This is a genomic window from Micromonospora marina, from assembly GCF_900091565.1.
GTDB lineage: Bacteria > Actinomycetota > Actinomycetes > Mycobacteriales > Micromonosporaceae > Micromonospora > Micromonospora marina.
On record NZ_FMCV01000016.1, the window covers coordinates 45,412 to 59,948 of the forward strand.

A 14,537-nucleotide genomic window follows, 5' to 3' on the forward strand; every position below is an offset into this window, starting at 1 on the left:
CGATGAGTGACGACAAGCTGCGGTACTTCCTGAAGCGGGTGACAGCCGACCTGCACGACACCAGGCGCAAGCTGCAGACCGTCGAGGCCCGCGACCAGGAACCCCTGGCCATCGTCTCGATGAGCTGCCGCTTCCCGGGTGGGGTGCGGTCGCCGGAGGACCTGTGGGAGCTTGTCGCCGACGGCCGGGACGCGCTCACCGAGTTCCCGGACGACCGGGGCTGGGACCTGGAGGCGCTCTACGACCCCGACCCGAACAAGCCGGGTAAGAGCTACACCCGCATCGGCGGGTTCCTCGACGGCGCCGGTGACTTCGACCCGTCCCTGTTCGGGATCTCGCCGCGTGAGGCCCTCGCCATGGACCCGCAGCAGCGGTTGCTGCTGGAGACGTCCTGGGAGGCCGTCGAGCGGGCCGGCATCGACCCGCTGTCGCTGCGCGGCAGCTCCACCGGTGTCTTCGTCGGGCTGAGCACCTCGAACTACGGCATGGGTCTGCCGAACGTGCCCGAGGGCGTCGACATGTACATCGGCACCGGCAACACCACGAGCGTGGCGTCCGGCCGGATCTCGTTCACCCTCGGCCTCAACGGCCCGGCCGTCACCGTGGACACCGCCTGCTCCTCCTCGCTGGTGGCCCTGCACCTCGCCGTGAACGCCCTGCGCCGCGGCGAGTGCGACCTGGCCATCGCCGGTGGCGTCACCGTCATGGTCACTCCCGGCGTGTTCGTCGTCTTCTCCCGGCAGCGCGGCATGTCCGTCGACGGCCGGTGCCGGGCCTTCGCGGCCGGCGCGGACGGCACCGGCTGGGGCGAGGGCGGCGGCGTGCTCGTCGTGGAGCGGCTGGCCGACGCCGAACGCAACGGTCACCCGGTCCTCGCCGTGATCCGGGGCAGCGCCCTCAACCAGGACGGCGCCTCCAACGGGCTCACCGCCCCCAACGGCCCCTCTCAGCAGCGGGTCATCCGCCAGGCCCTCGCCAACGCCCGGCTCGGCTCCGCCGACGTCGACATGGTCGAGGCGCACGGCACCGGCACCACCCTCGGCGACCCGATCGAGGCGCAGGCGCTCATCGCCACGTACGGGCAGGACCGCCCGGCCGACCGTCCGCTGTGGCTCGGCTCGGTGAAGTCGAACATCGGCCACACCCAGAGCGCCGCCGGCGTCGCCGGGCTGGTCAAGATGGTGATGGCGCTGCGTAGCGGGGTGATGCCGGAGACCCTGCACATCGACGAGCCGTCCCCGCACGTGGACTGGACGGCCGGGGCGGTCTCCCTGCTCACCGAGTCCAAGCCGTGGCCGGAACTGGACCGGCCGCGCCGCGGCGGCGTCTCCTCCTTCGGGGTCAGCGGCACCAACGCCCACGTCATCCTGGAGGAGTACCGCCCGCGCGTCGCCGAGGCGGCGACCGTCGACGGCGGGCAGGCGGACGGCACCGGCGCGGTCGAGCCCGCGCGCCGGCCGGGCCTGGTCGCCTCGGACGTGACCCTCTGGCCGGTGTCGGCCCGGTCGAGGACCGCCCTGGGCGGGCAGGCGGCCCGGCTCGCGGACTTCCTGCGCAGGCGCGGCGAGATCGATCCGGCGGCGGTCGGCTGGTCACTGGCCACCACCCGCTCGACGTTCGACCACCGTGCCGCCGTCGTCGGGTCGACCGCCGACGAGCTGCTGGCCGGGCTGGACGCCCTCGCCGCCGGCCAGCCGGCCGGGAACCTCGTCACCGGTACGGTCACCAGCCCCGGCGCAGGTCCCGTCTTCGTGTTCCCGGGTCAGGGGGCGCAGTCGGCGCGGATGGCGGCCGGGCTCGTCGGTCGTACGCCGGTGTTCGACGCGAAGCTGGCCGAGTGCCAGCGGGCCCTGGCGCCGTATCTCGACGTGGACCTCGTCGCGGTGTTGACCGGTGACGACGAGTCGTGGCTGGAGCGGGTCGAGGTCGTGCAGCCCGTGCTGTGGGCCGTCGGCATCGCCCTGGCGGCCGTGTGGCGCGCGGCGGGCGTCGTCCCGGACGCGGTGATCGGTCACTCGCAGGGCGAGATCGGCGCGGCCTGTGTCGCCGGGATCCTGAGCCTGGAGGACGCTGCGAAGGCAGTGGCGTTGCGGTCGCGGGCGCTGACGGTGCTGCGGGGGACCGGGACGATGGCGTCGATCGACCTGTCGGCCGACGCGGTCACCGAGCGCCTGCCCGCCTTCCCGGGTGTCGGTGTCGCGGCCGTCAACGGGCCGTCCACCGTCGTGGTGTCCGGCCCGCCGCAGCCCGTGGCCGACCTCGTGCAGGCGTGCCAGGCGCAGGGCGTCCGCGCCCGGCTGATCCCCGTGGACTACGCGTCGCACTCCGAGGCCGTGCAGCAGGTGGCCGAGCAGCTCCGCGCGGACCTGGCCGGCGTCACCCCGCAGACCGGCCACACCCGGCTGGTCTCCACCCTCACGGGCGAGTGGGCGGACCCGCTCACCATGGGCGCGGAGCACTGGTACGACAACCTGCGGCAGACCGTGCAGTTCGACGCCGCCGTCCGGACGGCGGTCGCCGCCGGGCACACCACGTTCGTCGAGGTCAGCCCGCATCCGGTGCTGGCGATGCCGGTCACCGCGATCCTCGACGACACCGGTGCGAGCGGGCACACCCTGGGCAGCCTGCGCCGGGGCGACGACGACGCGACCCGGCTGCTGACCAACCTCGCCACCGCGTACGCCGTCGGCCTGCCCGTCGACCTGGCGGAAGTCCTCGCCGAGACCGAGGTCACGCCGCTGCCCACGTACGCCTTCGACCACCAGCGGTTCTGGCTCGACGGCAGCGGCGGGCCCGGCCTGGAGAGCCTGCTGTCGGGCATGAGCGGCGACCCGGGCGACGCGGGCTTCTGGGCCGCCGTCGAGAGCGGGGACGTCACGGCCCTCGCCGAGACCATCGCCACCGAGGAGACCCCGGCACACGAGGTTCTCGACGCGCTGCTGCCGGCCCTGCCGATGCTCACCTCCTGGCGCCGGCAGCGGCGCCGGCAGGCCGACATCGACAGTTGGCGCTACCAGGACACCTGGAAGCCCCTGACCGGCGTCGCCAACCGGGGCATGGACGGCACCTGGGTCGTGGTCATGCCGACCGGCGACATCATCGAGCCCTGGCAGGACGCCTGCGTCGAGGCGATCGCGACGGCCGGCGCGACGCTGGTGCCGGTGGCCGTCTCCACGCCCGACGTCGACCGCGACCAGTTCGGCAAGTTGCTGCAGGAGGCGCTCGCCGGCGCACCGGGCGGCGACGCCACCGCCGACGTCGCCGGCGTGGTCTCGCTGCTCGCCTTCGACGAGCTGGCCCACCCGCTGTACCCGTCCGTGCCCGGCGGCTTCGCCGCCACCGTCGCGCTCTTCCAGGCCCTCGGCGACATCGGCCTGAGCGCGCCGATGTGGAGCGTCACCTCCGGCGCCGCGTCGGTAGGCATGGCCGACCTGTTGCGCTCCCCGGCGCAGTCGCTGGTCTGGGGCTTCGGCCGGGTCGCCGCGCTGGAGCACCCGCAGCGCTGGGGCGGCCTCGTGGACCTGCCCGAGGCCGTGGAGGACCGCTGTGCCGACCTGCTGGTGGCGGCCCTCACCACCGCCGGGGACGAGGACCAGATCGCGGTACGCCCGAGTGGCCTGCTCGCCCGCCGGCTCACCCGCGTCCCGCTCGGCGACAGTCAGCCCGCCAACCCGTGGCAGCCGTACGGCACGGCGCTCGTCACCGGCGGCACCGGCGCGCTCGGTGGGCACGCCGCCCGCTGGCTGGCCCGCAGTGGTGTGGAGAACATCGTCGTCGTCAGCCGGCGGGGCATGGCCGCGCCCGGCGCGCAGCAGCTCGTCGACGAGCTCACCGCGCTGGGCGCCCAGGCCACAGTGGTCGAGTGCGACGCCTCCGACCGCGACGCCCTGGCCGAGCTGATCGACGCGATCCCCGCCGAGTACCCGCTCACCGCGGTCGTGCACGCCTCCGCCGTCCTCGACGACGCCATGATCAACGACATCCGGCCCGAGCAGATCGAGCGGGTGCTGCAGGCCAAGGTCGACGTCGCGTACAACCTGCACGAGCTGACCCTCGACCACGAGCTGTCCGCATTCGTCATGTTCTCGTCCTTCGCCGGCAGCGTGGCCAGCTCCGGCGTCGGCAACTACGCCCCGAGCAACGCCTTCCTCGACGCGCTCGCGCAGCACCGTCGCGGCCTCGGCCTCACCGCCACCTCCGTCGCCTGGGGGGCGTGGGCCGGCGGCGGTATGGCCGCCGGGCCGCTCGGCGAGCTGCTGCACCGCCACGGCGTACCCGAGATGACCCCGGAGGCGGCGATCACCGCGCTGCACCAGGCCGTGGACCATGGCGAGGCGTTCCTCACCATCGCCGACATCGCCTGGGAACGGTTCTCCGTCGCGTTCACCGCCACCCGGCCCGGTCCGCTGATCAGTGACCTGCCGGACGTCCGGCGGCTCGCCGCCGCCGAGGAGATGGGCAGCGTGCAGGCCGGCGACGGCCCGGAGTCGTTGCAGGAGCGGCTCGCCGGGCTGCCCGCCGCCGAGCGGTTCGCCGTGCTGCTCGGCCTGGTCCGTGGCCAGGTCGCCGCCGTGCTCAACTACCCGTCCGCCGACTCCGTGGACGAGCATCGGGCGTTCCGGGAGCTGGGCTTCGACTCCGTCACCGCCGTCGAGCTGCGTAACCGGCTCGGCGCGGCCACCGCCGTGGCCCTCCCGGTCACCCTGGTCTTCGACTACCCGACCCCGACGACGCTGGCGGAGTACCTCTACGCCGAGGTCGCCCACGAGGACGTGGTCACCCCGAACGCGCTCCTCCACGATCTGGACCGGATCGCCGAGGGCCTCGACGTGGTCGCCCGGGACGAGGCGGCCCGGGTGCGGGCCACCGTACGCCTGCAGGCAATGCTCTCCCGGCTCGGCCAGGACAGCGGTGGCGCCGACGTCGGCCGGCACCTCGACGACGCCACCGACGACGAACTGTTCGCGATGGTGGACAAGGACCTCGGCATCTCCTGACCCAGCTCCAGCTCTCTCCCGTCTCTTTCGAGGAAGCGGCACTCCGATGGCCAACGAAGACAAGCTCCGCGACTACCTCAAGCGGGTCATGGCTGATCTCCACGACACCCGCCGCCGACTCAGCGAGGCCCAGTCCCAGGAACTGGAGCCGGTGGCTATCGTGGCGATGAGCTGCCGGTTGCCGGGCGGGGTGCGCAATCCCGACGACCTGTGGGAGCTGTTGCGGGACGGCCGGGACGCCGTCGCGCCCTTCCCCGACGACCGGGGCTGGGATCTGGAGCGTCTCTACCACCCCGACCCCGACCACCCGGGCACCTCGTACGCCCGGGAGGGCGGGTTCGTCGACGGGGCCGGCGACTTCGACTCCGCCTTCTTCGGCATCTCGCCGCGCGAGGCGCTGACCATGGACCCCCAGCAGCGGCTGCTGCTGGAGACCTCCTGGGAGGCGGTAGAGGCCGCCGGCATCGATCCCGCCTCGCTGCGGGGCAGCCGGACCGGGGTGTTCGTCGGCACCAACGGGCAGGACTACGGCACCCTGCTGATGATGTCGCCCGACGGCGACGAGGGGCACTCGATGACCGGGGGCGCGGCGGCCGTCGCGTCGGGCCGGGTGTCGTACGCCCTCGGGCTCGAAGGACCGGCCGTCTCCATCGACACGGCCTGCTCGTCGTCGCTGGTGGCGCTGCACCTCGCCGTGCAGGCGCTGCGGGCGGGGGAGTGCGACCTGGCGCTGGCCGGCGGGGTGACCGTGATGGCCACCCCGGGGCTCTACATCGGATCGAGCCGGCAGCGCGCACTCTCCACCGACGGGCGCTGCCGGTCGTTCGCCGCCGCCGCCGACGGCGCCGGTTTCTCCGAGGGGGTCGGCTGGCTGCTGGTCGAGCGGCTGTCGGACGCCCGCCGCAACGGCCACCGCGTCCTGGGCGTGGTCCGCGGCACCGCCGTCAACCAGGACGGCGCGTCGAACGGGCTGACCGCGCCCAACGGGCCGGCCCAGCAGCGGGTCATCAGCCAGGCCCTCACCTCCGCCCGGCTCTCCACCGCCGACGTCGACGTGGTGGAGGCGCACGGCACCGGCACCAGGCTGGGCGACCCGATCGAGGCACAGGCGCTGATCGCCACGTACGGGCAGGACCGTGGCGAGGCCCCGCCACTGCTGCTCGGCTCGGTGAAGTCGAACATCGGCCATGCCCAGGCCGCAGCGGGCGTGGCCGGCGTGATCAAGCTGGTGCTCGCCATCCGGCACGGCCTCGTGCCGGCGACGCTGCACGTCGACGCGCCCTCCCCGCACGTCGACTGGACGGCCGGCGCGGTGGAACTGGTGACGGAGGCACGCCCGTGGCCCGAGACGGGCCGGGTACGCCGGGGCGCCGTCTCCTCGTTCGGCATCTCCGGCACCAACGCTCACGTGATCATCGAGCAGTCGGCCGAGCTGGTCGAGTCGGGTGCGTGTGGGCGTGGGGCGGGCTTGGTCGCTTCGGATGTGGTGGTCTGGCCGGTGTCGGCGCGGTCGGGGACGGCGTTGGCCGGTCAGGTTGGCCGGCTTGCGCGGCACGTGCGTGAGCGGGGCGGGCTCGATCCGGTGGAGGTGGGTTGGTCGTTGGCGGCTACCCGGTCGACCTTCGATCATCGCGTCGTTGTCGTCGGGTCGTCCGTCGAGGGGTTGCTTGCCGGGCTGGATGCCTTCGCTGCTGGTCAGCCGGCGGGGAACGTGGTCACGGGAGTGGCGTCGAGTCCGGGTGCGGGCCCGGTCTTCGTGTTTCCGGGTCAGGGTGCGCAGTCGGCGCGGATGGCGGCGGGGCTGGTCGGTCGTACGCCGGTGTTCGACGAGTGCCTGGCGGAGTGCCGGCGGGCGTTGGCGCCGCATCTCGATGTGGATCTCGTGTCGGTGCTCACGGGCGAGGACGAGTCGTGGCTGGACCGGGTCGAGGTGGTGCAGCCGGTGCTGTGGGCCGTCGGTGTCGCTCTGGCGGCGGTGTGGCGTGCGGCGGGTGTGGTTCCGGACGCGGTGATCGGTCACTCGCAGGGTGAGATCGGTGCGGCGTGTGTGGCGGGCATTCTGAGCCTGGAGGACGCGGCGAAGACGGTGGCGTTGCGGTCGCGTGCGCTGGCGGTGCTGCGGGGTACCGGGACGATGGCGTCGGTGGACCTGTCGGCCGAGGCGGTGACCGAGCGGCTGCCCGCGTTTCCAGGTGTCGGGATCGCGGCGGTCAACGGCCCGTCCACCGTCGTGGTGTCGGGTCCGCCGGAGCACGTCGCCGACCTCGTGCGGGCGTGCGGGGCCGAGGGTGTTCGTGCCCGGCTGATCCCCGTGGACTACGCGTCGCACTCGCCCGCGGTGCAGGAGGTCGCCGAGCAGCTTCGGGCGGACCTGGCCGGTGTCAGTCCGCAGGCCGGTCATACCCGGCTCGTGTCCACTCTCACCGGGGACTGGGTGGATCCGGCGGTGATGACCGCTGACTACTGGTATGACAACCTGCGGCGGACCGTGCTCTTCGACGCGGCCGTGCGGACGGCTGTGGCCGCCGGGCACACCACGCTCGTCGAGATCAGCCCGCATCCGGTGCTGGCGATGCCGGTCACCGCGATCCTCGACGACGCCGGTGTGCGCGGGCACACCATCGGCAGTCTGCGTCGTGGTGACGACGACGCGACCCGGCTGCTGACCAACCTCGCCACCGCGTACGCCGTCGGCCTGCCCGTCGACCTGACGAGGGTGCTGCCCGCCACGGCCACCGTCGACCTGCCCACGTACGCCTTCGACCACCACCGGTACTGGCCCGCGCCGCCGCTCTTCCGCACCGCGGCCGACGCCGCCCCGGACATCGACCGCTGGCGCTACCGGGTCACCTGGCAGGCCCTGCCCGACCTGCCGCTGACCTGGCTCGCCGGCACCTGGCTCGTGCCGGTGCCCGCGGCGCTGGGCGACGACCCGCTGGTCACCGACGTGCTGTCGGCCCTCCGCAACTTCGGCGCGGACGTCGTCCCGGTGGAGCTGGACGTCACCCACGACCCGGCGGCGCTCGCCGAGCGGCTGAGCGCCGCGCTCACCGGCCCGGACGGACCCGTCGCCGTGCTCTCGCTGCTGGGCCTGGACGAGCGGGCGCACCCGGAGCACCCGGCCACCTCGCTGGCCGTCTCGGGCACCGCCCTGCTGGTGCAGGCGCTCGCGCTGCTCGGCGTCGAGGCGCCACTGTGGTGCGCCACCCGGGGAGCCGTCGTGGCCTGCGCCGACGACCCGGCGCCGCGCCCCGCCGCCGCCTCCGTCTGGGGGCTCGGCCGCGCCGTCGCGCTGGAACACCCCGCCCGCTGGGGCGGCCTGCTCGACCTGCCCGACGTGCTCGACGCGCAGGCCGGCGCGCTGCTCTGCGCGGCGCTCGGCGCCAGCGGTGGCGAGGACGCCTTCGGCGACGACGGCGCGGAGCGGTCCGGCCGGGGCGAGGACCAGCTCGCCGTCCGCGCCTCCGGCGTCTTCGTCCGCCGCCTCACCCGGATCACCGAACCCGAGCCGGCCGACTCCGGCGACGCGGACGACACCCGGCGGATGCACGGCACCGTGCTGATCACCGGTGGCACCGGCGGACTGGGCGGGCATCTGGCCCGGTGGGCGGGCCACTGCGGCGCCGCACACGTCCTGCTGGCCAGCCGGCGCGGCCCGGACGCCCCGGGCGCCGCCGAGCTGGAGGCGGAGCTGACCGGCCTCGGCGTACGGGTCACAGTGGCCCGCTGCGACGTCGCCGACCGGGCACAGGTGGCCGACCTGCTCGCCGCCGTTCCCGCCGACGCCCCGCTGAGCGCCGTGCTGCACACCGCCGCCGTCCTCGACGACGGTATCGTCGACACCGTCACCGCGCAGCGCCTGCACACCGTCGCCGCGCCGAAGTGCGTCGCCGCGCTGCACCTGGACGAGCTGACCCGCGACCTCGACCTGGACGCCTTCGTGCTCTTCTCCTCGGTGGCCGGAACCACCGGCAACGCCGGGCAGGGCGCGTACGGGGCGGCCAACGCCTTCCTCGACGCCCTCGCCGAGCGGCGCCGGGCCGAGGGACTGCCAGCCCTCTCGGTGGCCTGGGGCGCCTGGCGCGGGGCCGGCCTACCCGCCGAGAACGAACGCGCCCAGGAACGGCTGCGTCGGGGCGGCATGATCGGCATGGACCCGGAACTGGCCGTCGAGGCCCTCGCCCGGGCACTGCGCCGCGACGAGCCCACCACGGTCGTCGCCGACATCGACTGGTCCCGTTTCGCCCCCGCGTTCACCCTGGTGCGGCCCAGCCCGCTGATCGGCGACCTCGCCGAGGCCCAGGAGGCGACGCAGCCGGCCGGGCAGGAGGCCGCCGAGGAGGGGACGGGCCTACCATCGGCCCTCGCCCGGCGGCTCGCCGCGCTCGCGCCGGGGGAGCGCACGGCGACACTGCTGGAGCTGGTGCGGCAGTGCGCGGCGACGGCCCTCGGCTACGGCGCCGCCGACGACATCCCGGCCACCCAGCCCTTCCGCGACCTCGGCCTGGATTCGCTGACGGCAGTCGACATGCGCAACTTCCTGGCCGCCGCCACCGACCTGCGGCTGCCCGCCACGCTCGCCTTCGACTATCCGAACCCGACGGTGCTCGCCGCGCACCTCGGCGAACTGCTCACCGGGATCGTCCCCGACGCGACCACCTCCGCCCCGGCCGCCGCGGCCGAGGACGACGACCCGATCGCCATCGTGGCGATGAGCTGCCGCCTGCCCGGCGGGGCGGACACCCCGGAGCAACTGTGGCAGCTCCTGGCCGCCGGCGGCGACGCCATCGGGGAGTTCCCCACCGACCGGGGCTGGGACCTGGACCGGCTCTTCGACTCCGACCCGGAAAAGGAGGGCACCAGCTACGCCCGCGAGGGCGGCTTCGTCACCGGCGCCACCGACTTCGACGCCGGCTTCTTCGGCATCAGCCCCCGCGAGGCCCTCGCCATGGACCCGCAGCAGCGGCTGTTGCTGGAGGCGTCCTGGGAGGCGGTCGAGCGGGCCGGGATCGACCCGCACACGCTGCGCGGCAGCGCCACCGGCGTATTCGTCGGCACCAACTACCAGGACTACCGCAACCTGATGTTCAGCGCCGAGGGCGCCGAGGGGCATCTGATGACCGGCAACGCCGGCAGCGTCCTGTCGGGCCGGGTGTCGTACACCCTCGGGCTGGAGGGGCCCGCCGTCTCGGTCGACACCGCCTGCTCGTCGTCGCTGGTCGCGCTGCACTGGGCCTGCCAGGCGCTGCGCCGCTCGGAGTGCTCCCTCGCCCTGGTCGGCGGCGTCACCGTCATGTCCACCCCCGGGGTGTTCGTCGGCTTCAGCCGGCAGCGGGGCCTCGCCCCGGACAGCCGGGTCAAGGCGTTCGCCTCCGCCGCCGACGGCACCGGCTGGGGCGAGGGCCTCGGTCTGCTGCTCGTCGAGCGGCTCTCCGACGCCCGCCGCAACGGTCACCCAGTGCTCGCGGTCATCCGGGGCAGCGCCGTCAACCAGGACGGCGCTTCCAACGGCCTCACCGCCCCGAACGGGCCGTCGCAGCAGCGGGTGATTAGGCAGGCGCTCGCCAACGCCGGCCTCGCCCCGGCCGATGTGGACGCCGTCGAGGCGCACGGCACCGGCACGAAGCTCGGCGACCCGATCGAGGCGCAGGCCCTGCTCGCCACGTACGGCCGGGAGCGGCCCGCCGAGCAGCCGCTCTGGCTCGGCTCGATCAAGTCGAACATCGGTCACACCCAGGCCGCCGCCGGTGTCGCCGGGATCATCAAGATGGTGCTGGCGCTGCGGCACGGCTACCTGCCGCAGACCCTGCACGTCGACGAGCCGACCGACCAGGTGGACTGGAGCGTCGGCGCGGTCGAACTGCTCGGCGAGGGCCGCCCGTGGCCGGTCACCGACCACCCGCGCCGTGCCGCCGTCTCCTCGTTCGGTATCAGCGGCACCAACGCGCACACCATCCTGGAGCAGGCCCCGGAGCCGGTCGAAGCCGAGCAGCCGGCGGGTGACCCGGAGCGGCTGCCGGTGGTGCCGGTGCTGCTGTCCGGCCGTTCGGGGTTCGCGCTGGCCGCCCAGGCGCAGCGCTGGTCCGAGCAGCTCACCGGGCTGGAGGAGCCACGTACGGTCGACGTCGGCTGGTCGTCGGCCGTCGCCCGGGCCGCCCTGGAACACCGGGCCGTCGTGCTGGCCACCGACCGGATCGCGCTGGGCGCCGGGCTGCGCGCCCTCGGTGCCGGCGAGGACGCGCCGCTGGTGGTCACCGGCGTGGCGGTGCCCCGGCCGAAGGTGGCGTACCTGTTCTCGGGGCAGGGCGCCCAGCGGGCCGGGATGGGTCGCGAGCTGGCCGAGGCGTTCCCCGTCTTCGCCGCCGCCCTGGACGAGGCCTGCGCCGCCCTCGACGCGCACCTGCCCCGCCCGCTCAAGCCACTGCTCTTCGCCGAGCCCGGCACGCCCGGGGCCGAGGCGCTGGACCGCACCGAGTTCACCCAGCCGGCGCTGTTCGCCGTGGAGGTGGCGCTGTTCCGGCTGTTCGAGGCGTGGGGGGTCCGCCCCGACGCCGTCGCCGGGCACTCGATCGGCGAGATCGCCGCCGCCCACGCCGCCGACGTGCTCTCCCTGGCCGACGCCGCCGAGCTGGTCGCCGCCCGGGGCCGGCTGATGCAGGCGCTGCCGGCCGGGGGGGCGATGCTCGCCGTCGCCGCCACCGAGGCCGAGGTGACCGCCACGCTCGGCGAGCGGGCCGACCGGGTCTCCGTCGCGGCCGTCAACGGCCCCGCCGCGGTCGTGGTGTCCGGGGCCGGCGACGCCGTCGAGGAACTGGCCGCCGAGTGGGCCGCCCGGGGTGTCCGGGTCCGGCGCCTGGCGGTCAGCCACGCGTTCCACAGTCCGCTGATGGATCCGGTGCTCGACGACCTCGCCGCCGTCGCCGGACGGCTGCGGTACGCGGCTCCGAGCATCCCGATGGTCTCCACCGTCACCGGCGCGCCGGTCGACGCGGCGGAGATCGGCGCGCCCGGCTACTGGGTGCGCCACGCCCGCGAGGCGGTCCGCTTCGCCGACGCCGTCGTGGCACTGCGCGAGCGCAACGTCACCGGCTACGTCGAGATCGGCCCGGACGGGGTGCTCACCGCGCTCGCCCAGGCCGTCCTGGCCGAGGCCCCGGCCGGCGGTCGGGCCCCACTGGTGGTGCCCGCCCTGCGCCGGGACCGCGCCGAGCCGACCACCCTGCTGCGCGCGCTCGCCGCGCTGCACACCCACGGCGTCTCCCCGGACTGGTCCGCCCTCTACGCCGGTACCGGCGCCCAGCGGGTCGAGCTGCCCACCTACGCGTTCGACCGGCAGCGCTACTGGCCGGAGCCGCCGCCCTGGGCCGCCCTCGTGGCCGCCGACGAGGCCACCGAGGTCGAGCGCCGCTTCTGGGCCGCGGTCGAGGCCGAGGACCTGGAGTCGCTGGCCCGCGACCTCGACGTGCACCGCGACCAGCCGTTCGGCACCGTGCTGCCCGCCCTGTCGGCGTGGCGCCGGCGCGGCCGGGAGCAGGCCCTGGTCGATGGCACCCGATATCGGGCGGTCTGGGAGCCCGTCGCGGAGACCTCGCAGGAGCAGGACCCCGGCCGGTGGCTGGTGCTGCTACCCGCCGACCGGGCGGACGACCCCGACCTGCAATCCTGCACCTGGGCCCTGGGTGCCGAGGTGAGCATCGTGCCCGTGGACACCGCCGCCGACTCCGAGGAGCTGTGCGGCGGGTTCGCCGACGTGCTCACCGAGGCGTTCGGCGCGGGCGACGGGCCGCTGTCGATCCTGTCCTTCCTCGGCCTGGACGACGCCCCGCACGCCGAGCACCCGGCGCTGCCGCGCGGCCTCGCCGCGACCGTGCACCTGATCCAGCAGCTCGTCGACCTCGACACCTCGGTCCGGCTCTGGTGCGTCACCCAGGGCGCGGTCGGCCTCGGCGACGGCGACGCCCCGGCCAACCCGCGGCAGGCGATGCTGTGGGGCCTGGGCCGGGTGGCCGCGCTGGAGCAGCCCGCCCGCTGGGCCGGGCTGGTCGACCTGCCCACTGACCTGGAGCCGTGGACGGCGATGCGTCTCGGCGGCATCCTCACCGGCGGCGGCGTGGAGGACCAGATCGCCGTCCGCGAGTCCGGGGTGCTGGTGCGGCGGCTCGTACCGGCCACCACCACCGACTGGGAGCCCACGCCGTGGCAGCCCCGGGACACGGTGCTGATCACCGGAGGCGCCGGTGCGCTCGGTGGGCACGTGGCCCGCTGGGTGGCCGCCGAGGGCGCGCAACGGGTGGTGCTGACCAGCCGGCGGGGGACCGGCACCCCGGGCGCCGCCGAGCTGATCTCCGAGCTGGCCGGGCTCGGCGTGGACTGCCGGGTGGTCCGCTGTGACGCCGCCGACCGCGCCGCCGTGACCGACCTCCTGGCCGATCTCCGGCGGGAGGGGCCGCCGCTGCGCGCGGTGGTGCACGCCGCGGGGGTCAGCGAGGTGGTGCCGCTGGCCGACACCACCCTGGAGGACCTGGCGTACGTCATCGCCCCGAAGGTCTGCGGCGCCGAACACCTCGACGAGCTGCTCGGCGACGCCGAACTGGACGCGTTCGTGCTCTTCTCGTCCATCTCGGCGGTGTGGGGCAGCGGCGGACAGGGCGCGTACGCGGCCGGTAACGCCTACCTGGACGCGCTCGCCGAGCGGCGACGCGGCCGGGGCCGGGCGGCCACCTCCATCGCCTGGGGACCGTGGACCGAATCGGGCATGTACACCGAGGGTGCGGCGGAGCAACTGCGTCGCCGCGGCCTCCGGGTGATGCCGCCCGGCGTGGCGATGGCCGGGCTGCGGCACGCCCTGGCGGTCGGCGACAGCTGTGTCACCGTCGCCGACGTCGACTGGGCCACCTTCCAGCCGCTGTTCACCTCGCTGCGGCCCAGTCCGCTGCTGGCCGACCTGCCGGCCGTACGCGGGCTGGCCGCCGCCCCCGCCGAGGCGCCGGAGGCGGTCGCGCCCGGTGCCCGGGACCTGCTCGCCGGGCTGCGGGCGCTGCCGGACGACGAGCGGCGGGCCGCACTGCTGGAGATGGTGCGGGTCGACGCGGCGAAGGTGCTCGGCCACACCTCCGCTGACGCGATCGAGACCGACCGGGGTTTCCTGGACCTCGGCTTCGACTCGCTCACTGCCGTGGAGCTGCGCAACCTGCTCGCCGCGGCGACCGGGCACGACCTGCCCACCACAGTCGTCTTCGACTACCCGACCCCGGACGGCCTGGCCGGCCACCTGTACGAGCAGCTCTTCGCGGACGGTGCGGGGGACGGCGACGGCGACGAGGAGTCCGTGCGCCGGGCCCTCGCCGCGATCCCGCTCGACGAGCTGCGGCAGGCGGGCCTGCTCGACCCGCTGCTCGAGCTGGCCCGCACGAGTGCCGGCGCGCCGGCCGTGGCGTCCGCCGTCCCGGTCACGTCGCCCGCATCCGAGAACCAGATCCGCGAACTCGACGTCGCCGGCCTGGTCCGGATGGCCCTGGAAGGCTCCGACTCGTGACCCGG

The 14,537-nt window shown here is 74.9% G+C and carries 2 protein-coding genes; both read left to right on the forward strand.

Annotated elements, in window-relative coordinates:
- Window positions 1–2 precede the first annotated feature (2 nt).
- Window positions 3–4,997: a type I polyketide synthase gene (locus tag GA0070215_RS18570; RefSeq protein ID WP_091047936.1), complete on the forward strand. Its 4,995-nt coding sequence runs from the start codon at window positions 3–5 to the stop codon at window positions 4,995–4,997.
- Between the two features lie 46 nt (window positions 4,998–5,043).
- A complete protein-coding gene (locus GA0070215_RS18575) occupies window positions 5,044–14,532 on the forward strand; it encodes a type I polyketide synthase (RefSeq protein WP_091047939.1) in 9,489 nt (3,162 codons plus the stop codon).
- Window positions 14,533–14,537 lie beyond the last annotated feature (5 nt).